This is a genomic window from Burkholderia sp. Ax-1724 (assembly GCF_011752995.1).
Taxonomy (GTDB): domain Bacteria; phylum Pseudomonadota; class Gammaproteobacteria; order Burkholderiales; family Burkholderiaceae; genus Paraburkholderia.
In genome coordinates this window covers 257,247-280,583 of record NZ_VWWL01000004.1, presented here as the reverse complement: position 1 = coordinate 280,583, position 23,337 = coordinate 257,247, and the positions used below count along the sequence as shown (strand labels likewise).

Below are 23,337 nucleotides of genomic sequence, written 5' to 3'. Positions count from 1 at the left end.
TTCGGGTTTGCTGCGAGCGTTCCTCGCAGTTCCCGGTTCCCCGCCGATCCTGTCCCGATCCACGAGCGCTGCACGCCGAAAATGAAGCGTCAGCCTCGATCGCCGGTCATGCGCACACCGCTATAACCGCGCATATATTACGATAGCGTTTTTAAACCGCTGCTTCCCGTCCACGTCAGACTTTCAGGTCCTTCATGACACTCTCCCGCCATCTGAAGAAATACGCGCTTTGCGTCGCAAGCGCCGTCTCCGTTGTGGTCAGCGTAAACGCCCACGCCGACGAACTCGTGGTCTCCGCCGCCGCCAGCCTGACCAACGCGTTCAAGGCAGTCGGCGACGCGTTCCAGCAGCAGCATCCGGGCACCAAGGTTCTGCTGAACTTCGGCGCGTCCGACGTGCTGATGCAGCAGATCGTCAAGGGCGCGCCGGCCGACGTGTTCGCCTCGGCGGACCAGAAGGCGATGGACATGGCCGCCTCGCAAAAAGTGATCGTGCCGTCCACGCGGCGCGACTTCGCGGCCAATTCGCTGGTGCTGATCGTGCCGAACGACAGCCACTTCGCCCCGGCGAGCCTCAACGATCTGACGACCGCGAACGTGAAGCGCGTCGCGTTCGGCGATCCGGCTTCGGTGCCGGTCGGCCGCTATACACAAGGCGCGCTGAAGGCTGCCGGCGTGTGGGACGCGGTCAACGCGAAGGCCGTGCTCGCGGCGAACGTGCGCCAGAGCCTCGACTACGTCGCGCGCGGCGAAGTCGACGCCGGCTTCGTGTTCGGCACCGACGCCGCGATCATGCCCGACAAGGTCAAGGTCGCGCTGAGCCTGCCGACGCAAACGCCGATCACCTATCCGATCGCGCAGGTCGACGGCAGCCATCACGCGGCCGACGCCCAGGCGTTCATCGACTTCGTGCTGTCGCCGGCCGGCCAGGCCGTGCTCGCGAAGTACGGCTTCAAACCTGCGCACTGATCGACGGGAAAGCACACGTCATGCAACAGGCCTGGGTTCCGCTGCTGCTGTCGCTGAAGGTGGCGGGCTGGGCCACCGCGCTGAATCTCGTGCTCGGCGTCGCGGCGGGGCTCGGTCTGTCGCGCTGGCGCTCCGGCGCGCGCGACGTGATCGACTCGCTGCTGATGCTGCCGCTCGTGCTGCCGCCGACCGTGCTCGGCTACTACCTGCTCGTGCTGCTCGGCCGGCGCGGCGTGATCGGCGCGTGGCTCGACCGCTTCGACATCCAGCTCGTGTTCACATGGCAGGGCGCGGTGATCGCCTCGACGGTGGTGGCGTTTCCGCTCGTGCTGAAGTCGGCGCGCGCCGCCTTCGAGGGCGTCGATCCGCAACTGGAGCGCGCGGCGCGCACGCTCGGCGTCAGCGAAGCGGCGATCTTCTTTCGCGTGACGCTGCCGCTCGCCGCGCGCGGCATTCTCGCCGGCGGCCTGCTCGCGTTCGCGCGCGCGCTCGGCGAATTCGGCGCGACGCTGATGATCGCCGGCAATCTGCCGGGCCGCACGCAGACGCTCTCGGTCGCGGTCTACTCGGCCGTGCAGGCCGGCGACGACAGCACCGCGAACTTCCTCGTGCTCGTGACCTCGGTGACGTGCGTCACGATCCTGCTGCTCGCGGGGCGGCTCGTGCCGCAGCACACGCTTCTGAGGTCTCGCTGACATGCCGCTCGACGTCGCCATCCGCAAGACCTTCGAGACCGCCGAGCGCCGCTTCACGCTCGACGTTTCGTTCCGCGCGAACACCCAGCGGCTCGTGCTGTTCGGCCCGTCCGGCGCGGGCAAGAGCCTGACGCTGCAGGCGATTGCCGGTTTGCTGCGCCCCGACGAGGGATCGATCACGCTGCACGGCACCACGCTGTTCGACAGCGCGAGCGGCGTCGATCAGAAACCACAGGCGCGCAAGATCGCGTATCTGTTTCAGGACTACGCGCTGTTCCCGCATCTCAACGTGCGGCAGAACATCGGCTTCGGGCTGCGCCGGGGCTGGTTCAATCCGCGCGCGCGCGGCTCGCATCCGCAGGTCGATTACTGGCTCGAGGCGCTGGAGTTGAGGGGCGTCGCGGGCAATCACCCGGTGCAGCTGTCCGGCGGGCAGAAGCAGCGCGTCGCGCTGGCGCGGGCGCTGGTCGCGCAGCCGCGCCTGCTGTTGCTCGACGAGCCGTTTTCCGCGCTCGACAGCGCGCTCCGCCAGCGCATGCGGCGCGAACTGTCGGACCTGCAAACGCGGCTCGATATTCCGATGGTGCTGATTACGCACGATCCCGACGACGTCGCGGCATTCGGCGATCAGGTCGTGCAGGTCAACGATGGCCGCGTGCGCGAAGACCATCCGTTCGCGGGGTATGTGCGCAGCGAGTCGTAAGGGCGCGGTCTCGCCGTCCCTGCTGGCGCTCAATCCTTCACGCCGAGTATCACGCTCGACGCCTTGAACGCGGCCACCGCGCTCGCGCCTTCCCGTAAGCCGAGTGCGTTGGCGCTTTCGTTGGTGACGACCGCGGTCATGACCGCGCCGCCGTCGAGCGCCAGCGACACTTCCGCGTTCACCGCACCGCGCTTCACGCTCTGCACCGTGCCGCGCAACTGATTGCGCGCCGATAGCCTGAGCGGCGCGCCGTCTGCGCCATCGACGAGCAGCACGACCCACGACGCCTTGATCAGCGCGAACGCCGCCGCGCCCTCGACGAGCCCCAGCGCCTCGGTGCTCTCGTGCGTGAGCACGGCGACGATCGCCTGGCCGCCGGGCAGCGCCAGCGTGACTTCGTCGTTGACGCTGCCGCGCGTGATCGCCGAGACGGTGCCGTAGAACTGGTTGCGCGCGCTGGTCTTCATGCCGATGCGGCCGATCAGGTCCCAGTCCGTCGCGAAACCTTCGATCGCCGCACCCGCGCGTTCGAGAAAACGCCGATGCTCGCGCTCGACCGCGCGAAACGTCGCGATCAGCTTCACCGCGCGCGGCGTGAGCGTGGTGCCGCCACCGCCCTTGCCGCCCGTCATCCGCACGACGAGCGGTTCGCCCGCGAGGTTGTTCATTGTGTCGATGGCGTCCCACGCGCCTTTGTAGCTGATGCCGACCGCCTTCGCCGCGCTCGTGATCGAGCCGGTTTCGCCGATCGCCGCGAGCAGCGCGATGCGCGCCGCGCCGCCGAGCGTCTGCGTGCCGGCTTGAAACCAGACGGAGCCGCCGAGTTCGAGGGATTCGCGAGGGGGATCGGTGCGGTCGGTGGGCATGGCGGGAGAAGTTGAAGGGCCGGGGCGAGGGCTAGGGTCCGGAAAGGACCGCGAATCATTATAACGACACGGTCTTTGTCGACCATGAGTAGCGCTTACGGCATGCCGATCCGCCGCCGTGTGGAAATTTTTGCCCATTATTTCGGCTTGAAAGGTGCCGGGGCGGTAATCCGTGTATCGTCGTCGCTGCTGCCGTGCATCGGTGTGCGGATCACGATCACGACGCTGCAACCGGCCGCCAGATAGAAGCGTATTCGACAGGAGACATTTCATGTGCCGCTGGCTCGCTTATTCCGGCAAACCGCTTCAGCTCGAAACGGTGCTGTTCAACGCCAAGCATTCGCTGATCGATCAGAGCCTGCATTCGCGGCTCGGCAACACGACCACCAACGGTGACGGCTTCGGAATCGGCTGGTACGGCCATCCGACCGACATTCCGTTCCGCTATCGCTGCATTCAGCCGGCGTGGAGCGATCGCAATCTGCGTGAAGCCGCGCGCGCGATTCGCGCGCCGATGTTCGTCGCGCACATACGCGCGGCGACCGGCACGCCTTCGCAGGAAACCAACTGTCATCCGTTTCGCCACGGCCGGTGGCTGTTCGCGCACAACGGCCTCGTGCGCAACTATCCGGCGCTGCGTCGCGATCTGATGGTCGCGATCGACCCGGAACTGTTCCCGTCGGTCGAGGGATCGACCGATTCCGAAGTGCTGTTCTTCCTCGCGCTCACGTTCGGTCTCGAACTGGCGCCCGTCACCGCGCTCAGGCGCATGGTGGCGTTCGTCGAGGAAACCGGCCGCCGCCACGGCGTGGATCAGCCGCTGAACATGACCGTCTGCGCAACCGACGGCGAGCAGATCGTGGCGGTGCGTTATTCGAGTGAACAGCAATCACGCTCGCTGTATCACAGCACGTCGTTCCATCATCTGCACGAGTTGTATCCCGACGATCCGCGCATCGCGATGGTCGGTGAAGATGCGTTTCTGGTCCTGTCGGAACCGCTCTCCGATTTGCCGGACTGGTGGGAGGAAATTCCGGAGAGCACGGTGGTGGTGGCGCGCGGCGGGGAGATCGAGCAGTTTCCGTTTGAGCCTCAAATGGCTTGAGAGGCTTGAACCGGATAATCGCAGGGGCGGAGCATCGAAGATGCTCTGCCCCGCACGCGCCTACGTCGCATACTGCGCAACCCCATTCCCAAACGACCAGTTCTCTTTCTCCACCTCGACGAGGTTGATGAACACATCCTCGCGCCGCACGCCCGGCGATTTCGCCAGTTCATCGACGATCCGCCGGTACAGCGCCTTCTTCTGCTCGATCGTGCGCGTGTTGCTCACGGTCAACTGGATCACGACGAAATCGTCGCCACGCTCGATGTTCTGATACTGCCGGTCATAGATCAGGTTGCCCGGCGTGTGCTCCGTAATCAGCATGAACATGTCGTCGGGCGGCACGTTGAACGTGTCCACCAGCGAGCGCTGGATGCCCGCAGTCAGCGCTTCGCGGTATTCGGCCGGCTTGCCGGCGCGCAGTGAGATTCGGGTGAGCGGCATGATCGACTCCTGTTGCGGTGTTGGGTTAAACACAGCTTAGGCACGCTCAGTCATAATAAACAGATATCTTCGCCTATTTCATCCATATTCATTGGAAATGAAAGTGCTCGATCTCGATGCGGTGCGGGCATTCGTGCTCGTCGCCGATCTGCGCAGCTTCACGCGCGCCGCCGACGCGCTCGACACCACGCAATCGGCCGTCAGCCTCAAGCTGAAGCGGCTCGAAGCGCATCTCGGCAAGCCGTTGCTCGAACGCACACCGCGCCTCGTGCGCCTGTCCGCCGATGGCAACGCGTTTCTCGGCGCGGCGCGCGAACTGCTGAATGCGCACGAGCGCGCATTGGGCGCGCTGTCGGTGGAACGGCGCCGGCTCGCGCTCGGGCTCAGCGAGCATGTCGCGGGTCCCGATCTGCCGCAGTTGCTCGGGCGACTCAATGCGCACGATCCGGGGCTCGTGATCGAGCTGCATATGGGGACGTCGGCGGCACTGCTCACGCAATTCGACGAGCGCCGGCTCGACGCGGCGATCATCCGCTATGGCGCGGACGAGCCGCCGCGCGACGATGCGCAGACGCTCTTCAGCGAACCGCTCGGCTGGCTCGCCTCGCCCGCGTGGCTGCCGCGCGTTGGCGAGCCCCTCGCGCTGGCATTGCTGAGCCCGCCGTGCAAGGTGCGCGACGTCGCGCTGCGCGCGCTGACGGCGGCGGGGGTTGCGTGGCAGGAAGTGTTTGTCGGCGGCGGCATGGCCGCGGTGGGCGCGGCGGTGGCGGCAGGGCTCGCCGTCTCGCCGCTCGCGCGCCGGGTTGCGCCGCGCGGTCTCGTCGACGTCGGTGCGCGGCTCGGCTTGCCGGAGCTGCCGGAATCGCGCGTGACGCTGCATTCGCGCGTGCGCGATCCGCGCTCGGCGGAAACGCTGCGGTTGCTGGCGAATGGGTTAGCGACGGGGTAACACTGCGTTCGCAAGTACGCGCTTCGCGCCCGGCACACGCCCCGTTTGCCGTCAAACAGATCGGATGGGCGACGGCACAACGCGTCGGCCGCAACACGTCCCCGCCGAAATAACGCTCAGTGAATAATCGGCGGCAACGCACCGCTGCGAGCGGTCGCCGGATTAGGCGCAGTGCCCATCGGCGCGATGTCGCCAACGTTCACGGACGCGGCCGGCGCAGTCTGCACGGCCGGCGCGACCGGATTCGTGCTCGCCGCCACCGGCTTCGCCGCGACCTTCGCGACATGCGGGCGAACCGTATGCCCCGGCGCAAAGTCCGCGTGCATCACCTTGCCCTGCGTCGATTTCGCACGCGCAAGCTGCGCATGTGGCTGCTCATGTGGCTGTGTACGCTGCTTCACGGCCTGCGCGCTCACGCCCGCATGCGCTCGGCCCCTACCCAAGGCCGCCAACTTCATGCCGCCCTTCGCAGCCCCGCTCGCCGCCACCTTTTTCGCGCCAGCGCCATGCGCCGCGAGCTTGCTGCTGTGAACGCCGCCACCCGCCGCGCCATGCGCCGCCCCGTGCCGAACGCTCGCCACCTGCTTCCCATGCGCGCCGCCGCGCTTCCCACCGGCCTTGGCCTCGGCCACCTTACCCTTCGCCCCACCCGGCTTTTGCCGCACCGCTTTCGTGACATGTCCGCTGACGACATGCCCGCTCGCCTCGGGCGGATTCCACGTTTCCGTATAACCCGCCGCCATGGCCGCTTCCGACACACACCACACGGCCAGCGCCGCTGCTACTGCTCGAACCCGCATCTCCTGCTTCTCCTGATCGACGACTGCAAAAACGAGCCGCGATTATATTCTCTTGCAAAAATCCATTTATGGACTAATATCCATTCAAAGTACATATAGGGACTCACCCGATCATGGCTCACGCTGCCCGCCTCACTCCGCCCGAGTCGCCGTTACGACGGCCCGCCCCGGAACCCACGCTCACGCAAATGTCGGCTGCGGGGCTGCGCGCGTTCTTCAACATCGCGCGCGACTGGGACCTGAACGCCGACGAGCAGATCGTCCTGCTCGGCTCGCCGGGCCGCTCGACGTTCTTCAAATGGAAGGCGTCGCCCGAAACGGCGCGCCTCGGGCGCGACACGCTGGAGCGCCTGTCGCTTCTGCTCGGCATCTACAAGGCATTGCAGATTCTGCTGCCGCAACCGAGCGCCGCCGATACCTGGATCAAGCGCCCCAACAGCGCGCCGCCGTTCGGCGGCCGGCGCGCGCTGGACCGCATGCTGGCGGGCAATATCAGCGATCTCGTGGCCGTGCGCCAGTATCTCGACGCAATGCGAGGCGGCTGGGCGTGACACAAGCGAACTGGCAGGACCGCTGGACCAGCGCCGCGCTCGACTGGTCGCCCGCGTATCGCGTCATTCCAACCCGCTTTCCGGCCGTCAATCTGTTCGACCGGGTCGCTTCCCCCGAAGATTTCGACGCGCTCTACGCGCTCGAAGCGATGACCAACGACCGTCTGCGCACCGAAGTCGGCGAACTCGATCTCGTGCCGCGCGAGGAGCGCCGCTTCGGGCCCGGCTACGGGCCGATCATGGCTGCGCTCACGCATCTGAATCCGCTCGGCAGCCGCTTTTCGGACGGCACCTACGGCGTGTTCTACTGCGCCCGCTCGCGCGCGACGGCGATCGCCGAAACGCGCTATCACACGGGGAAATTCCTCGCCGCGACCGCCGAACCGCCGCTACGTCAGCAGATGCGTCTCTACACCGTGGTCGCGCAAGGCACGGTCGTCGATCTGCGCCACGATGCCGCGCTCGATCCCGCCGTGCTCTCGCCGCACGACTACCTGGCCGGCCAGGCGCTCGGGCGGGCGGTGCGGCAGGCGGGCGCGCCGGGCATCGCCTATCCGTCGGTGCGCGACGGCGCGGGCGAATGCCTCGCCGCGTTTCGCACGACGCTGCTGCGCGACTGCCATCACGCGGCGTATCTGGAATACAACTGGAACGGCACGAGCGTGGATATGGTGTTCGAGCTCAATCAGGTGGGGTAACGACGAACCGCGGGCCGAAGCAAGCGGCAAGCCGCACGGCAAACGCAACGCCGTGCGGCGGAAGACGGCATGCTCAAGGCAGCGCCAGCGCCGCCGCCCCGTCCGCCCGCGCTTCTTCGACCGAGATCGACCAGCGCCGCAACGCCAGCGGCTGCACGATCGTGAGCTTGCCGTCGGGCCCGAACGCGCCGGTGTCGATAAACACCTGCGAGCCGATCTGCGTGATGTCGCGCATCGGCGTATGGCCGCAGTAGGTCAGCGACAAGCCGCGTTGCCGCAGCGGGTCGCTGTTGCCGAGCGCGAGCTCACGCCCCCATAGCAACTGCTGACGCTTTTCGGCGGAGAAATTCCCCGCGTCGAGATCGGCGTCCGAGCCGAAAAATTCGGCATGCAGAACGTTGAAGCGGTCCTTGCCGCTGCCGATCGTGCGCGCGAGCGGCAGCGTGCGCAGATGCTGCGCGTAGTGGCGCAGGCGCTCGTCGGGCACGTCCGCGGCCCAGGCGCCGCCGATGCCGTACCACCACTGCCGCCGCAAACGGCCATCGGCGACCGCGCACAGCGTGTCCTCGTGATTGCCGAGCACGGCGAAGAACCACGGCTTCGCGAGCAGTGCGAGCGCCTGCTCGGAATGCTCGCCGCGATCGACGAGATCGCCGACGGAAAACAGCCGGTCGCGCGCCGGATCGAACACGATCTGGCACAGCAGATAACGGAGCGCATCGACGCAGCCATGCAAATCGCCGACCACGAAATCGCGGCCAAGCTCGTTGGCTGCGTGATGCTGAACGACGTTGGCGGGTGTGGAATCCATCTGTTCATGATAATGCGGCGGACGCGGTATCGTATGCGCGGCGCCCATCGTATCGTTGTGTCCGAACGCGCGAAATTGTCACAAAACGATACAAGACCGGCATCGGCCCGGCACCTTCGCCCGTGGACCTCGACACGACCACGCAGCCACGGCGTCATCGCAACGCCATCGTCTCGCCGTGTCACTGCTGCGCGCGCAGCTTCGCGACCCCGGCTGCTGTCATCGTCGCCTGCGGATTGCCGAACTGCTTCGTCACGTAGTTCGTGATGGCGGCGATCTGCTCGTCGTCGAGATGGCCGCCGAACGCGGGCATCAGCACGTCCGCGTGCGACGTGGTGCGGCTCACGCCGTGCAGGATCACCAGCGCGAGATTGTTCGCATCGCTCGCGCCGACCGTCGAATTGTGGATCAGCGACGGATACGCGCCCGGCGCGCTCGCGCCCACGCCCTCGCCGGTCCAGCTGTGACAGGTCGCGCAATTGCCGATGAACAGCTGCGCGCCGCTCACCTCGCCGCTCGCGCCAGTGATCTTCGCCCCGCGCAACGCGGTGACGTCGGCGGCGGGCGTGCCCCACTGGTGGCGCCCGCGCGTCTCGCCGCCGCTCACGGCCGGTAGCGAGCGCAGATAGACGACGATCGAGCGCAGGTCCACCGGCGTCAGATATTGCGTGCTGTTCGCGACCACTTCGCCCATCGGTCCAGCCGCATTCGCGCGGCCCGGCACCGCACCCGTCGACAGATACGCGGCGAGTTCGTCGTCGTGCCAGTCGCCCACGCCGCTCACCTTGTCCGGCGTGATGTTGAACGCGTGCCAGCCTGCCTGCACCGCACCCGAGAAGCGCGCGCTCGTCTGCAGCCCCTGCATGAAATTGCGCGGCGTATGGCACTCCTCGCAATGCGCGAGCCCTTCGACGAGATACGCGCCGCGATTCCATTCGGCGCTCTGCTTCGGATCGGGAACGAAGCGGCCCTCGTTGAAGTTGAACAGGTTCCAGAACACCATGAGCCAGCGCTGGTTGAACGGGAACTTGAGGCTGTTGGCGGGCGGCGTGTAGTGAATCGGCGTGAGCGTGTTCAGGTACGCGCGAATCGCGAGCACGTCCTGATCGGTCACGCGCGTATAGGCCGTGTAGGGAAACGCCGGGTACAGCCGCTCGCCGCCCTTGCCGATGCCTTCGTGCATCGCGCGCATGAAGTCGGCGTCGCTCCATTGGCCGATGCCGGTGTCGGGGTCGGGCGTGATGTTCGGCGTGACGATCGTGCCGAACGGCGTGCTGATCGGCAGGCCGCCCGCGAACGGGCGCGACTTGTCCGCGGTATGGCAGGCCGCGCAATCGGCGGCGCGCGTCAGGTACTCGCCGCGTTTGACGAGATCGCCGTTGGCGGCGGAGCCGGCGAGCACGGCGGCCCCGGCATCGGACGCCTGCATGGCGTCGTCGGCATGGGCCTGGGTGATCGGCAATTCGTCGCTCAATGGCTCGCCCGGGCCGGACACCTCGCGCCACGCCATCGACAGCGCGAACAGCGCGAACGCGACCGCCAGCGCGGCGCCAAAGCGGCGGCGCCGCGCCGCATGTCTGGGCGCTGGGTCCGGCCGCGCGCGCGAGAGATTCTTCAGCATGGTGGCTCTCCGGTCGGGGCTCAGATTTCGCGCTTGAGTTTGTCGGCCAGCTTCAGCGACAAGGCCGCGATCGTCAGCGTGCAGTTCACCGAGGCCGCGGTGGGCATCACGCCGCTGCTGGCAATGAACAGATTCGGGTGATCGTGCGTGCGGCAGTCCGCGTCGACGACCGAAGTCGCCGGATCGCTGCCCATGATCGTCGTACCCATGATGTGATTGTTCGGCGCGAAGGTATCGTCGAACGAGATTTCGGTGCCACCGAACAGCGCCGCGATCCGCGCATAGAGTTCGTGCGTGTTGGCCGCGCTCTTCTTCACGTAGTCGTTGATCGAGTAGTAGATCTCGGGCTGCGGAATGCCGAGCGCGTCCTTGTGATCGGCCGACGGCACGATGCGGTTCTGCGGCTCCGGCAGATGCTCGTGAAAGCTGTTGATGTTGAGCGTGCGCGCGGCGCGGTCGCGAATCTGCCGGTCGAGCTCCGCGCCGGTCAGGCCTTTTTTCAGCAGGTCGGCGGTCACGCTCATGGTCGGCACGCCGTTCGACAGATGCAGCTTCTTCGACGCGTAGTCGGAACGGAACGCGCCATCGCGGAAGTTGACGATCGAGGTCATCTCCATCGGTCCGCGGCCGGGCCACAAGGGTTCGTTGGCGAGGAACGTGACCCCGGTGCCGGGATGATCCATGAGATTGCGGCCCACCTGATCGGAGCTGTTGCCGATGCCGTGCGCGAATTTATCGGAGCTCGACATCAGCATCAGCTTCGGCGTTTCGATGCCGTTCGCCGCGAGCACGAACAGCTTGCCCGTCACGCGCGTGCTGTTGCCGTTCGGGTCCTTGTAGTGGACCGCGGTGATGAGCCCTTTGTCGTCCGCCTCGACGCGATACGCGACCGCCTCGGGAATCAGTTTCGCGCCGGCCTGCTCGGCCTTTTCCGCGTGGATCACGCCGTTGTACATCGCCGCGATCGGACAGATCGGCATGCAGTTGTTGTTGCCGCAGCAGGTCGGCCGCGCATCGTAGGGGCGGCTGTTGCGCGCGACCGGTTCGGGCACGACCTTGAAGCCCTGCGCGTTGAGCACGTCGCTGAAGCGCTGGTCCATGTACGAGAGCGGCAACTGCTGCATCGGATACGGCTTCGAGCGCGGCGAACCGAGATCGATCGAACTGTCGGGCCCGGACACGCCGAGCTGCACTTCGGCCGCCACGTACCACGGTTCGAGCGTTTCGTACGGATACGGCCAGTCGCGCCCGACGCCATAGCGCTTGTGCAACTGGAAGTCCGAGGGCAGCAGCCGCCACGCGGCCGCGGCCCAGTGCCACGTGGTGCCGCCGACCAGCCGCACATATTGTGAGTTGTACGGATAATCGCCCTTCTGGATCAGATAGCCGTTCGCGGGCGAGTACTCGGGATGCGGCGCATAAGGCGTCGACGGATACGGCGTCGCGAAGTCGGACTTGGCCGGCGAATTGCGGAAGTTCTCGACGATCTGCCAGCGCGGAATGCGCGGCCCGGCTTCGAGCAGAATCACCGAGGCACCGGCGAGCGCGAGTTGATGCGCGACCAGACTACCGGCGACGCCCGAGCCGACTACGACGATATCGGCGGAATGTGTGTTTGCCATCGTTGCCCTCTTCAGCGCCCTTGCTGCGGCGCTTTTCTTCGCTTTTTTCCTTGCTCCGCGCGCGCAACGCCGCTCAGGCGGACGCCGGCTTCTGCGTCCAGTAGAACGGCACGTCTCGGCAATAGGACGGAATCGTGAGCACGTCCTTGACCGGCTCGAACATCAGCGCCTTTTCATAGGCGACCACCTCGACATGCGGCATCTCGCCGACGAGACCGAGATACCACGCGCGCATGATCGCGCCGACCGGCTTCGCGAGCGCGGGCTGGTCGCTTTGCAACACCTGCGTCACGGTATCGGACGGCACGCCGCCATGAGCCTGCAGCCACGTATTGAGCGCGGCGACGTTCTGCGCGAACTGGTTGTCGGATTGGGCGAGTGCGTCGTAGACGCGTTGGCCGAGCACGGCATCGAAGCCGCTGCGGCCCGTGAGGTGCCGCGAGAGCGCGAGGAAGGCATCGAGCCCGCCGCCGGCGGAAGGCGCAGCGGCGGCACTGGCGGCATCGGCGAAAGCGGGGGCGATCCACGACAGCGAGCGGTTCGCGCCCGCAAACGCGAGCGCCGCGGCCGCCGCGCACGAGCCGAGCACCCAGGTCCGGCGTCCAGCCGACGACGGCCCTGGCCCGCCCGGCGGATGTATCACGTTGCGATACGATGGTGCGCGAGGCCGAGGCGTCACGTCGCGGTGCGCATCGTTATTCTCAGCAGCATCTGTCATTGGGGGCTCCAGATGATGAGTCATTCTCAACGAGCAGCGAGGCGATGGCAGGGTGCCGCTCGCGTGCTGCTTCGGTTGCTCTCTTCCCCAAACCTGGTCTTTGCGCCGCTCGAGCGGTCTCGTGTTTGCGCGTGACGTTCGCACGCACCGCATACAGCATCTTGCGCGCCGCGCCGCATGCGATATCGCGACGGCAACCGCGTGGCGGTGTCTGCCAATCGCCTTTCAACTGAAAGCGGCGTGCAAGGCCACTGCGAAAGACTATAGCCTGTGATCCGCCGATTCGACAAATGATCTGCGCCGCGCGAGTAAAATTCGCGACAGCAACCGTCATTCATCCCGACCACATGTTCATGAAATACTATCCGCAGGTTCTTCGCAATCGTCCGCGCACGGTCATCGGTCTTTTCATCGGCATCGTCGTTGCGCTTCTCGTGCCCGCGCATACGAGTTCGATGGCGCGCGCGTTGATCGGTTGGGACGCGGCCGTCTGGAGCTACCTGCTGATGATCTGGCTGCACATGGCCCTCGCCGACGAAAACCGCGTGCGCGAACGCGCGTTGAGCGACGACGAAAACGCGGGCGTCGTGCTGTTCGTGATCTGCCTCGCGACGGTCGCGAGCATTGCCGCGATCGTGCTCGAACTCGCCTCGGCGAAGGGCACGGCGGGCGCGTCGACCGCCTGGCACTATCTGCTGACGGGTCTGACGATGTTCGGCGCATGGTTTCTGATTCCGACGATCTTCACGCTGCACTACGCGCGGCTCTACTACGACACCGACGCACACGAAACCGCGCTGCTGTTTCCCGATCACAAGCTCACGCCGAACTACTGGGACTTCCTGTACTACTCGTTCACGATCGCGGTCGCGTCGCAAACCTCCGACGTGGTGCTGCGCTCGCGTTCGATTCGCCGGGCCACGCTCGCGCAATCGATCCTGTCGTTCTATTTCAACGTCGCCGTGCTGGGCTTGTGCGTGAACATCGCGGCAGGCCTGCTCGGTTCGTGAGACGGTCTGCATGGGTTTGCATGTGGCGTTCGCATGAACTTCATGCGAACGCCACATGCGTGCCACACAGTCCGAACACTCCGCTTTTTGCAGCACGCGCCGAAGCATTGATCCGCTGCGTGTAAAACCCGCACGGCACCCGCCCGTTTTACACGCTGGCAGCCGGCGCGCTACGCATGCCATGCGCGCTTCATCGCACGCAACCGGCTTGCGCGCAGTCCCGTGCGGACTCCCGCGCACCTCCCCTCGACACTCGCCCCCGCCGCTGCCCCGTCCTCTGCCTCGTCCTCGCGAGGCCCTCATTGGCACAACGCTTGCTCCCTTCCGCCACGAGTGCTGAGCAGCCTCGTGCAACCGGCATCTGGCGTCGAAACACCCGCGACTGGCCAGCGGCGTGACGATCTATGCACTACATTTGACCAGTACGCGCCCTCGCTGACGCCTGCGTGGTATCCGCCCGGGAAGCCCGATGAGCGCTGTGATCGCATGCCATTGCATCCACACCGCAGCAGGACAACTCTGGAAACGACCGATGGAATCTCCAAACGGGTACGCGCCACGGATTTATTTTTTCCATTCGCTTCTCGTCGGGCCGCTCGATGCCTGGCCCGCGCAATTCGCTCACGCGGCCGCGCTGGGCTTCGATCACGCGTTGATCGGCGGCCTGTTCGAGCCCGGCCAGGCCGGTCATGGTCAGGTGGTCGGCAATCATGCGCGGCTGCATCCGGTGTTCGAGGCGAAGCAGCCGGCTCACGACGCGCTGCGCTGGCTCGCCGATGCCGCGCGCCGCAACGGCCTCGCGTTGCTCGTCGATCTCGTGATCGACCGCATGGCCGCCGACGGCGCGCTTTACGCCGACCATCCGGAGTGGTTCCACGCGCGCGAATCCGCTGAAGCGCGGCTCGATCCGCGTCACGCGCATCGTGAGGACAACGTCGCCTACGCGAACTTCGACGACCCGGCGACGAGCGCCGCGCTAACCGTCTGGTGGGCGCAGCAGTTGCTCGCGCTCGCCGATGCCGGCGTCGCCGGCTTCCGTTGCGACTCGCCGCATCGCGTGCCGGCCGGCGTATGGCGGCATCTCGGCGAGGCGGTGCGCGCGAAGCATACGCACGTGCGCTTTCTCGCCGCGACGCCGGGCCTCGCGCGCGGCGATCTGCCCGCGCTCGAACCAGCCGGCTTCGACAGCGTGTTTTCCTCGGTGCGCTGGTGGGACTTTCGGGCAAGCTGGATGGCCGAGGAACACGCGGCGCTCGCGCGGATCGGCACGCCGATCGCGTTTCCCGAAGCGCCGTACGGCACGCGCCTCGCCGCCGAATTCGGCGACGCGCACGACGCCGCGCTCATCGAGCGCGCGTACCGGCGCGCGCTGTTCACCTCGGTGGCGATCGGCAGCGGCTGGATGATGCCGATGGGCTTCGAGTACGGCCTTACCGAACCGTTGTCGCAAACACGGGGCGATGCCGCACAGTTCGCGCTCGCGGCGCAGGCGCGGCGCTTCGACCTGACAGCCGCGATCACGCAGGCCAACGACATCGCGCGCCATACGCCCGTGCTGCACGCGAACGGTGAATTGCGCCCGCTCTCCGGGCCCGACGCGCCGGCCGCGGTGCTGCTGCGCGCCGAGCAGGCCGATCTGCGTGATGCGAGCGAGGCCATGCTGATCGTCGTCAATCCCGAACTCGGCGCGCCGCTGCGCGTCGATCCCGCGCGCTTCCTCGCGGGCGTGCCGGGCGGCTTCACGCGCTTTGCGCCGCTTTTTGCACCACCTGTTGCACCACCTGTCGACGCTCCCGCTGCGCATACCGAGGCGCAACAGGAGAGTCAACCCGCGGCGCTCGCACCGTTCGCGCTCGCGCCTGGCGCCGTGCGGCTCTGGCGCGCGTTCGCCGAGCAGCCGATCTGTCTCGCGCCGCCGATCGACAAACCGAACAGCCAGCACAGCGGCCACAAGACCGTGCTCGAAGCAATCGACGCGCCGCGCGTCGCGATCGAAAGCGTCTCGCCGTCGGTCGAGCAGGGCCGCTTCGCGGCGAAGCGCAGCGTCGGCGAGCGCGCCGAGATCGGCGCGGCAATTTTCGCCGAGGGGCACGACAAGATTGCGGCCGCCGTGCTCTGGCGCGCCGCCGACGAAACCGCGTGGCACGAAACGCTCATGTCGCCCGCGCCGCCGGCCGGGCTCGACTTGTGGAGCGCACGCATTCCGCTCGAACGGATCGGCCGCTACGAGTTCACCGTGATCGCCTGGCGCGACGACTTCGCCTCGCTCGTCGAGCACATCGAGAAGAAGCTGAAGGCGGGGCAGACCGTCGAGATCGAAATCGACGAAGCCGCGCATCTGTTCGCGCTCGTGCTCGCCGAAGTCGAAACGGCCGACGGCGCGCAGAAGCAACCGCTCGAACGGATCGTGCGCGACTTCACGAAGGCCGGCGCCGAACAGAAGCTCGCGCTGATCCTGGCGCCGGCCACCGCGCAGGCGATGACGGCCGCGCGCCATCGTCCGTTCCTGAGCCGCGCCCCGGTGATCTACAGGATCGACGCAGAACGCACCGCCGCGCGCTTCGCAAGCTGGTACGAAATCTTCCCGCGTTCGATGAGCGACGACGAAGCGCGCCACGGCACCTTCGCCGACGTCACGGCGAAACTGCCGCGCATCCGCGAGATGGGCTTCGACGTGCTGTACTTCCCGCCGATCCATCCGATCGGGCTTGCGAACCGCAAGGGCCGCAACAACACGCTGACCGCGCAGCCCGGCGATGTGGGCAGTCCGTATGCGATCGGTGCGGCCGAAGGCGGCCACACCGCCGTGCATCCGCAGCTCGGCACGCTCGACGACTTCAAGACGATGCTCGCCGCCGCGCACGGGCACGGCCTCGAAATCGCACTCGACTTCGCGATTCAATGCTCGCCCGATCACCCCTGGCTGAAGGAGCATCCGACATGGTTCGCGTGGCGTCCCGACGGCACGCTGCGCTATGCCGAGAATCCGCCGAAGAAGTATCAGGACATCGTCAATCCCGACTTCTATGCGCGCGACGCGAAGCCCGGCCTGTGGCTCGCGCTGCGCGACGTGATCCTGTTCTGGATCGAGGCGGGCGTGCGCATCTTCCGCGTCGACAATCCGCACACGAAGCCGCTGCCGTTCTGGGAGTGGATGATCGGCGACGTGCGCGCGCGCTACCCCGACGCGATCTTTCTCGCCGAAGCGTTCACGCGGCCGCGCATGATGAACCGGCTCGGCAAGATCGGCTTCTCGCAGTCGTACACGTACTTCACGTGGCGCGAGTCGAAGCGCGATTTCATCGAGTACATGACCGAACTCACGCAAACGGGCGCGCGCGATTTCTACCGGCCGAACTTCTTCGTCAACACGCCCGACATCAACCCGCGCCATCTGCAGGCGCAGGGACGCACGGGCTTTCTGATTCGCGCGGCGCTCGCCGCGACGCTGGCCGGCTTGTGGGGCGTGTATAGCGGCTTCGAACTGTGCGAAGCCGCCGCGTTGCCGAACAGCGAAGAATATCTGGATTCCGAAAAGTATCAGTTGCGCGCATGGGACTGGCAGCGGCCCGGCAACATCGTCGGCGAGATCACGGCATTGAACCGGATTCGCCGCGCCAATCCGGCGCTGCAATCGCATCTCGGCCTCACGTTCCTCACCGCGCACAACGACCATATCCTGTTCTTCGAGAAGGCCACCGAGGCACGCGACAACGTGATCGTCGTCGCGATCAATCTCGATCCGTTCAACGAACAGGGCGCCGATGTCGAGTTGTCGTGGGACACGTTCCAGCGCTGGCATCTGCACGATCACGGCGCGCTCGAAGTCGCCGACCAGATGAGCGGCGCGCGCTTCGAATGGCACGGACGCTGGCAGCACGTGCGGCTCCGCTCGGGGCAGCCGTTCTCGATCTGGCGCATCGCACCGCTCGGCGGCCTGCCCGCCGAGCGTCCGCAGGAGACCGACCCCGATCCGGACAGCGCATCTCACGCAGACGCTGGCAACCCAACCTGGATGGAAGGTGGAACATGAAGCGTGACGATCCCGCCCAAACCGCGCACGAGGCGCATACGGCCGCGGCCGCCAGTAGCGCCAAGGCGCACCCCCATGCACGCCGGCGCGGCAAGCCGGCCACGCTGAGCGACGATCCGCTCTGGTACAAGGACGCGATCATCTACCAGGTGCACATCAAGTCGTTCTTCGATGCGAACAACGACGGCGTCGGCGATTTCCCCGGCCTCATCGCCAAGCTCGACTACATCGCCGAACTCGGTGTCAACGCGATCTGGCTGCTGCCGTTCTATCCGTCGCCGCGCCGCGACGACGGCTACGACATCGCCGATTACCGCAACGTGCATCCCGACTACGGGCACCTCTCCGACGTGCGGCACTTCATTCAGGAAGCGCACGCACGCGGCATCCGCGTGATTACCGAGCTGGTCATCAACCATACGTCCGACCAGCACCCGTGGTTCCAGCGCGCGCGCCGCGCGAAGGCCGGCTCGAACTATCGCAACTACTACGTGTGGTCCGATACCGATCAGAAGTACCTCGATACGCGCATCATCTTCATCGACTCGGAGCCGTCGAACTGGACCCACGATCCGGTCGCGGGCGCGTATTTCTGGCATCGCTTCTATTCGCACCAGCCCGACCTGAACTTCGACAACCCGGCGGTCATGAAAGAAGTGCTGCAGGTGATGCGCTTCTGGCTCGACATGGGCATCGACGGGCTGCGGCTCGACGCGGTGCCGTACCTCGTCGAACGCGAAGGCACCAACAACGAGAACCTGCCGGAGACGCATGCGATCCTCAAGAAGATTCGCGCGACCATCGACGCCGAATACCCGAACCGGATGCTGCTCGCCGAAGCGAACCAGTGGCCCGAAGACGTGAAGGAGTACTTCGGCAACGAAGACGAATGCCATATGGCGTTCCACTTTCCGCTAATGCCGCGCATCTACATGTCGATTGCGAGCGAGGACCGCTTTCCGATCACCGACATCATGAAGCAGACGCCGGACCTCGCCGAATCGAACCAGTGGGCGATCTTCCTGCGCAATCACGACGAACTCACGCTCGAAATGGTCACCGACTCCGAGCGCGATTATCTGTGGAACACCTATGCGAGCGATCGCCGCGCGCGCCTCAATCTCGGCATTCGCCGCCGCCTCGCGCCGCTGATGGAGCGCGACCGCCGCCGCATCGAGCTCATCAATTCGCTGCTGCTGTCGATGCCGGGCACGCCGGTCATCTATTACGGCGACGAACTCGGCATGGGCGACAACATCCATCTCGGCGACCGCGACGGCGTGCGCACGCCGATGCAATGGTCGTCGGACCGCAACGGCGGCTTCTCGCGCGCCGACCCCGAGCAGCTGGTGCTGCCGCCCGTCATGGGTTCGCTCTACGGCTTCGACGCGGTCAACGTCGAAGCGCAAAGCCGCGACCCGCATTCGCTGCTGAACTGGACGCGCCGCATGCTCGCGACGCGGCGCGCAAAGCAGACCTTCGGGCGCGGCACGATCCGCTTCCTGAAGCCGGAGAACCGCAAGATTCTCGCGTATCTGCGCGAGATGCCGGGCGAGCCGCCGATCCTGTGTGTCGCCAATCTCTCGCGCGCGCCGCAGGCGGTCGAACTCGACCTGTCCGAATTCAACGGCACCGTGCCGATCGAAATGACTGCCGATTCGGTATTCCCCGCAATCGGCCAGCTCACCTATCTGCTGACGTTCCCGCCGTACGGCTTCCTGTGGTTCCTGCTCTGCGAGGGCAGCCAGCGTCCGACGTGGGCGCAGGCGCATTCCGAGCCGCTGCCCGAGTTCGTCACGATCGTGATCCGCGAAGGGCAAACCGGCCCGACGCCCGAGAACGTGCGCCTGCTCGAATCGGAAGTGTTGCCGTCATGGCTGAGCCGGCGCCGCTGGTTCGCCTCGAAGGATCAGAAGATGCACGCGGTGCGGCTCGCCGCGTTGACCACGATTCCGAACGGCGGCTTCGCGTTCACCGAAATCGAGGTGGACGTCGGCGCTCATACCGAGCGCTATGTGGTGCCGATCGCGCTCACGTGGGGCGGCGAAACCACCACGCCGCTGTTCCTGCAACTGGCGCTCGCGCGCGTGCGGCGCGGCCGCAATGTCGGCCATCTGACCGACGCGTTCTCGCTGCCGATCTTCGCGCACAACGTGCTGCGCAAGCTGCGCGAACGCGCGGTCGTGCCGACCGTGCAGAAGAGCGAGATCCAATTCCTGCCGACCGAACGCTTCGCCGAACTCGACGCTCTCGGCGAGCGGCCCGAGATTCGCTGGCTCGCGGCCGAGCAGAGCAACAGCTCGCTGATCGTCGCCGATGCCGCCGTGCTGAAGCTCGTGCGCCGGCTCGTCAGCGGCATTCATCCGGAAGCGGAAATCAGCCGCTATCTGACGCAGCTCGGTTATGCGAACACGGCGCCGCTGTATGGCGAAGTGGTGCGCGTCGATCCCGAGGGCGTGCCGCATACGCTCGCGATCCTGCAAGGCTATATCGACAATCAGGGCGACGCGTGGAACTGGTCGCTCGATTATCTGCGCCGCTCGGTCGACGAACTCGCGATCGCGATCGACACCGATACGCAAACCGCGCCCGACCGCGACAACGAGGCGATCCTGCTGGACGGTTACGGCGAACTCGCCGGCATCATCGGCAAACGGCTCGGCGAGCTGCACGTCGCGCTCGCGAGCCTGACCGACGACCCCGCATTCGCGCCGGAACCAGCCAGCGCCGAACACGTCAAGGCATGGGTCGACGCAACGCAGGCGATGCTCGCGAGCGCGCTCGATCTGCTCGCGCCGCGCATTGCCGACCTGCTCGATGCCGACACCAAGGCGCTCGCGCAAAGCCTGCTCGACCGGCGCAAGCGGCTCGTCGCGGCGGTCGGCGGGCTCGTGTCCGGCGCGGCGGACGCGTTGCGCATCCGCATTCACGGCGACTTCCATCTGGGCCAGGTGCTGGTCGCGCAGGGCGACGCGTATCTGATCGACTTCGAGGGCGAGCCCGCGCGTTCGCTCGAAGAGCGTCGGCAGAAATCGAGCCCGTTGCGCGACGTGGCCGGTCTCATGCGTTCGCTGTCGTATGCGAGCGCGGCCGCGCAATCGACCACCGAGAGCGCGCCGCAACAGACCGCGGACCGCAAGCGCGCGCTGTTCGAACGCTTCCGCGTGCAAGCCACGGAAACGTTCCTCGCCGAGTACCGCGCGATCGTCGAACAGGCGCCGACACCGCTCGTCGCGCCCGAATCCGAGCAGGCGCTGCTCGACCTGTTCCTGATCGAGAAGGCCGCCTACGAGATCCGCTACGAAGCGGCCAACCGGCCGACGTGGCTCAGCCTGCCGGTGCGCGGCCTCGCGGCGCTCGCGGACCGCCTGCTCGGCACCCCCGGCACGCTGCCGGGTCACGATCCGTCGAATCCATCCAGCGAGGCGCCGCGCGACGCTGCGCCGCCTAACCCGGCCGAGGGCGACTATGAATGAGCATGATCCGGCCGCTGGCCTGCAACCGGTCGATATCGACGCGCTCGTCGAAGCGCGCCATCCCGATCCGTTCTCGCAACTCGGCCCGCATCGCACGGACGCCGGACCGGTCGTGCGCGCGCTGCTGCCGAACGCCGCGCAGGTCAGCGTGATTGCGCGCGCCGACGGCGCGACGCTCGGCGAACTCGAACCGTTGCGCGGGGGATTGTTCGCGGGCCGCGTCGCGTCCGCGCAACCGTACCGCTTGCGGATCGACTGGCATGGCGTCGTGCAGGAAGTCGAGGACACCTACTCGTTCGGTCCCGTGCTCGGCGACGAACCGCTCGAACGTCTCGCGCGCGGCGATCCGTATGCGGTGCTCGACTGTCTCGGCGCGCGGCCGATCGACATGGACGGCGTGCCCGGCGTGCGCTTCGCGGTGTGGGCGCCGAACGCGCGGCGCGTGTCGGTGGTCGGCGACTTCAACGCATGGGACGGGCGCCGTCATCCGATGCGGCTACGCCATCAAGCCGGCGTGTGGGAACTGTTCGTGCCGCGCGTGGGGCCGGGCGCGCGCTACAAGTACGAACTGCTGTCGCGCGACGGCCATCCGCTGCCGCTGAAGGCCGACCCCTGCGCGATGCAGACCGAAAGACCGCCGGGCACGGCATCGGTCGTCGCACACGTCGACGAGGTCGAGCAGTTTCCGTGGACCGACCACGACTGGCTTCAAGCCCGCGCCGACCGGCAGACCGCGAGCGCGCCGCTCACGATCTACGAAGTGCACGCCGAATCGTGGCTGCGCATCGCCGAACAAGGCCAGCGCGGCCTCGACTGGGACGAACTCGCCGAGCGGCTGATTCCCTACGTGACGAGCATGGGCTTTACGCACCTCGAGTTCATGCCGATTGCCGAGCATCCGTTCGGCGGCTCGTGGGGTTATCAGCCGCTCGGGCAGTTCGCGCCGTCCGCGCGCTTCGGCAGGCCCGAGCAGTTCGCGCGCTTCGTCGATCGCGCGCACGAGGCCGGGCTCGGCGTGCTTCTCGACTGGGTGCCCGCGCATTTTCCGAACGACGCGCACGGTCTCGTCGACTTCGACGGCACGCCGCTCTACGAGCATGCCGATCCGCGCGAGGGCTACCACCAGGACTGGAACACGATGATCTACAACCTCGGCCGCAACGAGGTCAGCGCGTTCCTGATCGCCTCGGGTCTCGCGTGGCTCAAGCGCTATCACGTCGACGGCCTGCGCGTCGACGCGGTGGCCTCGATGCTCTATCGCGACTATTCGCGCGCGGCCGGCGAGTGGGTGCCGAACATCCACGGCGGCCGCGAGAATCTCGAATCGATCGCGTTCCTCAAGCGCCTCAATCACGAAGTCCGCTACGTGCCGGGCGTGCCCGGCGCGATCACGGTCGCCGAGGAATCGACCGCCTGGCCCGGCGTGACCGCGCGCCTCGACGACGGCGGCCTCGGCTTCGACTTCAAGTGGAACATGGGCTGGATGCACGACACGCTGCACTACCTGCACGAAGACCCGGTGTATCGCCAATACCATCATCACGACATGACGTTCGGCATGGTGTACGCGTACTCGGAGCGCTTCGTGCTGCCGCTCTCGCACGACGAGGTGGTGCACGGCAAGGGCTCGCTGCTCGGCAAGATGCCCGGCGACCGCTGGCAGCGTTTCGCGAATCTGCGCGCGTACTTCGGTTTCATGTGGACGCATCCGGGCAAGAAGCTGCTGTTCATGGGCGGCGAATTCGGCCAGATGGCCGAGTTCGATCACGACGGCTCGCCGCACTGGCATCTGCTCGACGATACGCTGCATCACGGCGTGCAGCTGCTGGTGCGCGATCTGAACCGCTTGTACCGCGACGAGTCCGCGCTGCATCGGCTCGACAGCGAACCGGGCGGCTTCGAATGGCTGATCGGCGACGACAGCGCGAACAGCGTGTTCGCGTATCGCCGCACCGACGGCGCGGGCGCGGAGTGCGTCGTGCTGTGCAACATGACGCCGGTACCGCGTCTCGGCTATCGGCTCGGCATGCCGCGCGGCGGACACTGGAGCGAAGTGCTGAACACCGACGCGAGCGTGTACGGCGGCTCGAACATGGGCAACGGCGGCCGGATTCACGTCGACCATGTGCCGAGCCACGGCCGCCCGTACTCGGCCGCGCTGACGCTGCCGCCGCTCGCGACGATCGTATTGCGCGCGGATTGACGAAGCTGCCGCACCACGGGCGCGCGGTTCGCGAGGACTCGCAGGAAACTCGCCGGAACATGCG

General features: G+C 66.7%; 18 protein-coding genes. 11 read left to right on the top strand and 7 right to left on the bottom strand.

From position 1 onward, the window contains the following. Positions 1–194: 194 nt before the first annotated feature. The 3 genes from modA to F3J19_RS07035 are packed head-to-tail and all read left to right on the top strand — an operon-like array spanning position 195 to position 2,366. The gene (gene modA / locus F3J19_RS07045) at positions 195–968 is read left to right on the top strand and encodes a molybdate ABC transporter substrate-binding protein (RefSeq protein ID WP_167039168.1); all 774 of its coding nucleotides are present in this window, start codon (positions 195–197) and stop codon (positions 966–968) included. 20 nt (positions 969–988) lie between these two features. Beyond that, a complete protein-coding gene (gene modB, locus F3J19_RS07040) occupies positions 989–1,663 on the top strand; it encodes a molybdate ABC transporter permease subunit (RefSeq protein WP_167039166.1) in 675 nt (224 codons plus the stop codon). 1 nt (position 1,664) lies between these two features. Beyond that, positions 1,665–2,366 (top strand): ATP-binding cassette domain-containing protein, encoded by a 702-nt coding sequence (locus F3J19_RS07035; protein ID WP_167039164.1) that lies wholly within the window; start codon positions 1,665–1,667, stop codon positions 2,364–2,366. Between the two features lie 29 nt (positions 2,367–2,395). Here the strand turns inward: F3J19_RS07035 and F3J19_RS07030 are convergent, their stop codons facing one another. After that, positions 2,396–3,232: a TOBE domain-containing protein gene (locus F3J19_RS07030; protein WP_167039162.1), complete on the bottom strand. Its 837-nt coding sequence runs from the start codon at positions 3,230–3,232 to the stop codon at positions 2,396–2,398. A 271-nt stretch (positions 3,233–3,503) separates the two neighbouring features. Here F3J19_RS07030 and F3J19_RS07025 point away from each other — a divergent pair, with 271 nt between their 5' ends. Further along, positions 3,504–4,337, top strand: coding sequence for a class II glutamine amidotransferase (locus tag F3J19_RS07025; RefSeq protein ID WP_167039160.1), 834 nt, complete (start codon positions 3,504–3,506; stop codon positions 4,335–4,337). Positions 4,338–4,397: 60 nt separating this feature from the next. Here the strand turns inward: F3J19_RS07025 and F3J19_RS07020 are convergent, their stop codons facing one another. Next, positions 4,398–4,781: a tautomerase family protein gene (locus tag F3J19_RS07020; RefSeq protein WP_167039158.1), complete on the bottom strand. Its 384-nt coding sequence runs from the start codon at positions 4,779–4,781 to the stop codon at positions 4,398–4,400. Positions 4,782–4,878: 97 nt separating this feature from the next. On the opposite strand from F3J19_RS07020, the gene F3J19_RS07015 reads away from it, so the two are divergent. Then, positions 4,879–5,730 (top strand): LysR substrate-binding domain-containing protein, encoded by an 852-nt coding sequence (locus F3J19_RS07015; RefSeq protein WP_167039156.1) that lies wholly within the window; start codon positions 4,879–4,881, stop codon positions 5,728–5,730. A 116-nt stretch (positions 5,731–5,846) separates the two neighbouring features. Here F3J19_RS07015 and F3J19_RS07010 read toward each other — a convergent pair whose 3' ends face one another. Further along, positions 5,847–6,530, bottom strand: coding sequence for a hypothetical protein (locus F3J19_RS07010; RefSeq protein ID WP_167039154.1), 684 nt, complete (start codon positions 6,528–6,530; stop codon positions 5,847–5,849). Between the two features lie 113 nt (positions 6,531–6,643). On the opposite strand from F3J19_RS07010, the gene F3J19_RS07005 reads away from it, so the two are divergent. Both F3J19_RS07005 and F3J19_RS07000 read left to right on the top strand, forming a co-directional pair. Beyond that, entirely contained in the window at positions 6,644–7,081 is a 438-nt protein-coding gene (locus F3J19_RS07005) for an MbcA/ParS/Xre antitoxin family protein (protein WP_167039152.1), read from the top strand. Then, positions 7,078–7,779, top strand: a complete 702-nt coding sequence (locus F3J19_RS07000) for an RES family NAD+ phosphorylase (RefSeq protein WP_167039150.1) — start codon at positions 7,078–7,080, stop codon at positions 7,777–7,779. The genes F3J19_RS07005 and F3J19_RS07000 overlap by 4 nt, the downstream gene beginning before the upstream one ends. Positions 7,780–7,852: 73 nt before the next feature. Here the strand turns inward: F3J19_RS07000 and F3J19_RS06995 are convergent, their stop codons facing one another. The 4 genes from F3J19_RS06995 to F3J19_RS06980 all read right to left on the bottom strand — a co-directional run bounded on the left by F3J19_RS06995 (position 7,853) and on the right by F3J19_RS06980 (position 12,551). Then, entirely contained in the window at positions 7,853–8,590 is a 738-nt protein-coding gene (locus tag F3J19_RS06995; RefSeq protein WP_167039148.1) for a metallophosphoesterase, read from the bottom strand. A gap of 181 nt (positions 8,591–8,771) precedes the next feature. Continuing rightward, on the bottom strand, positions 8,772–10,211 hold the full coding sequence (locus F3J19_RS06990) for a cytochrome c (protein WP_167039146.1): 1,440 nt from the start codon (positions 10,209–10,211) through the stop codon (positions 8,772–8,774). Positions 10,212–10,231: 20 nt separating this feature from the next. Continuing rightward, complete coding sequence (locus F3J19_RS06985) at positions 10,232–11,833, bottom strand: GMC family oxidoreductase (RefSeq protein WP_167039144.1); 1,602 nt, start codon at positions 11,831–11,833, stop codon at positions 10,232–10,234. 73 nt (positions 11,834–11,906) lie between these two features. Continuing rightward, complete coding sequence (locus tag F3J19_RS06980; protein ID WP_167039142.1) at positions 11,907–12,551, bottom strand: sugar dehydrogenase complex small subunit; 645 nt, start codon at positions 12,549–12,551, stop codon at positions 11,907–11,909. A gap of 347 nt (positions 12,552–12,898) precedes the next feature. Between F3J19_RS06980 and F3J19_RS06975 the strand changes: the two genes are divergently transcribed. The 4 genes from F3J19_RS06975 to glgB all read left to right on the top strand — a co-directional run bounded on the left by F3J19_RS06975 (position 12,899) and on the right by glgB (position 23,273). Then, positions 12,899–13,561 (top strand): DUF1345 domain-containing protein, encoded by a 663-nt coding sequence (locus tag F3J19_RS06975; RefSeq protein ID WP_167039140.1) that lies wholly within the window; start codon positions 12,899–12,901, stop codon positions 13,559–13,561. Positions 13,562–14,093: 532 nt separating this feature from the next. Continuing rightward, positions 14,094–17,594 (top strand): maltotransferase domain-containing protein, encoded by a 3,501-nt coding sequence (locus F3J19_RS06970; protein ID WP_167039138.1) that lies wholly within the window; start codon positions 14,094–14,096, stop codon positions 17,592–17,594. Further along, positions 17,591–21,070: a maltose alpha-D-glucosyltransferase gene (gene treS / locus F3J19_RS06965; RefSeq protein WP_167039136.1), complete on the top strand. Its 3,480-nt coding sequence runs from the start codon at positions 17,591–17,593 to the stop codon at positions 21,068–21,070. The genes F3J19_RS06970 and treS overlap by 4 nt, the downstream gene beginning before the upstream one ends. Next, positions 21,063–23,273 (top strand): 1,4-alpha-glucan branching protein GlgB, encoded by a 2,211-nt coding sequence (gene glgB, locus F3J19_RS06960; protein WP_167039134.1) that lies wholly within the window; start codon positions 21,063–21,065, stop codon positions 23,271–23,273. The genes treS and glgB overlap by 8 nt, the downstream gene beginning before the upstream one ends. The last annotated feature ends 64 nt before the right edge of the window (positions 23,274–23,337 follow it).

Excerpts from the sequence above, each read along its gene's own strand:
- modA (WP_167039168.1), top strand. The coding sequence starts at position 195 with ATGACACTCTCCCGCCATCTGAAGAAATACGCGCTTTGCGTCGCAAGC.
- modB (WP_167039166.1), top strand. The coding sequence starts at position 989 with ATGCAACAGGCCTGGGTTCCGCTGCTGCTGTCGCTGAAGGTGGCGGGC.
- F3J19_RS07035 (WP_167039164.1), top strand. The coding sequence starts at position 1,665 with ATGCCGCTCGACGTCGCCATCCGCAAGACCTTCGAGACCGCCGAGCGC.
- F3J19_RS07030 (WP_167039162.1), bottom strand. The coding sequence starts at position 3,232 with ATGCCCACCGACCGCACCGATCCCCCTCGCGAATCCCTCGAACTCGGC.
- F3J19_RS07025 (WP_167039160.1), top strand. The coding sequence starts at position 3,504 with ATGTGCCGCTGGCTCGCTTATTCCGGCAAACCGCTTCAGCTCGAAACG.
- F3J19_RS07020 (WP_167039158.1), bottom strand. The coding sequence starts at position 4,781 with ATGCCGCTCACCCGAATCTCACTGCGCGCCGGCAAGCCGGCCGAATAC.
- F3J19_RS07015 (WP_167039156.1), top strand. The coding sequence starts at position 4,879 with ATGAAAGTGCTCGATCTCGATGCGGTGCGGGCATTCGTGCTCGTCGCC.
- F3J19_RS07010 (WP_167039154.1), bottom strand. The coding sequence starts at position 6,530 with ATGCGGGTTCGAGCAGTAGCAGCGGCGCTGGCCGTGTGGTGTGTGTCG.
- F3J19_RS07005 (WP_167039152.1), top strand. The coding sequence starts at position 6,644 with ATGGCTCACGCTGCCCGCCTCACTCCGCCCGAGTCGCCGTTACGACGG.
- F3J19_RS06995 (WP_167039148.1), bottom strand. The coding sequence starts at position 8,590 with ATGGATTCCACACCCGCCAACGTCGTTCAGCATCACGCAGCCAACGAG.
- F3J19_RS06990 (WP_167039146.1), bottom strand. The coding sequence starts at position 10,211 with ATGCTGAAGAATCTCTCGCGCGCGCGGCCGGACCCAGCGCCCAGACAT.
- F3J19_RS06985 (WP_167039144.1), bottom strand. The coding sequence starts at position 11,833 with ATGGCAAACACACATTCCGCCGATATCGTCGTAGTCGGCTCGGGCGTC.
- F3J19_RS06980 (WP_167039142.1), bottom strand. The coding sequence starts at position 12,551 with ATGACAGATGCTGCTGAGAATAACGATGCGCACCGCGACGTGACGCCT.
- F3J19_RS06975 (WP_167039140.1), top strand. The coding sequence starts at position 12,899 with ATGTTCATGAAATACTATCCGCAGGTTCTTCGCAATCGTCCGCGCACG.
- F3J19_RS06970 (WP_167039138.1), top strand. The coding sequence starts at position 14,094 with ATGGAATCTCCAAACGGGTACGCGCCACGGATTTATTTTTTCCATTCG.
- treS (WP_167039136.1), top strand. The coding sequence starts at position 17,591 with ATGAAGCGTGACGATCCCGCCCAAACCGCGCACGAGGCGCATACGGCC.
- glgB (WP_167039134.1), top strand. The coding sequence starts at position 21,063 with ATGAATGAGCATGATCCGGCCGCTGGCCTGCAACCGGTCGATATCGAC.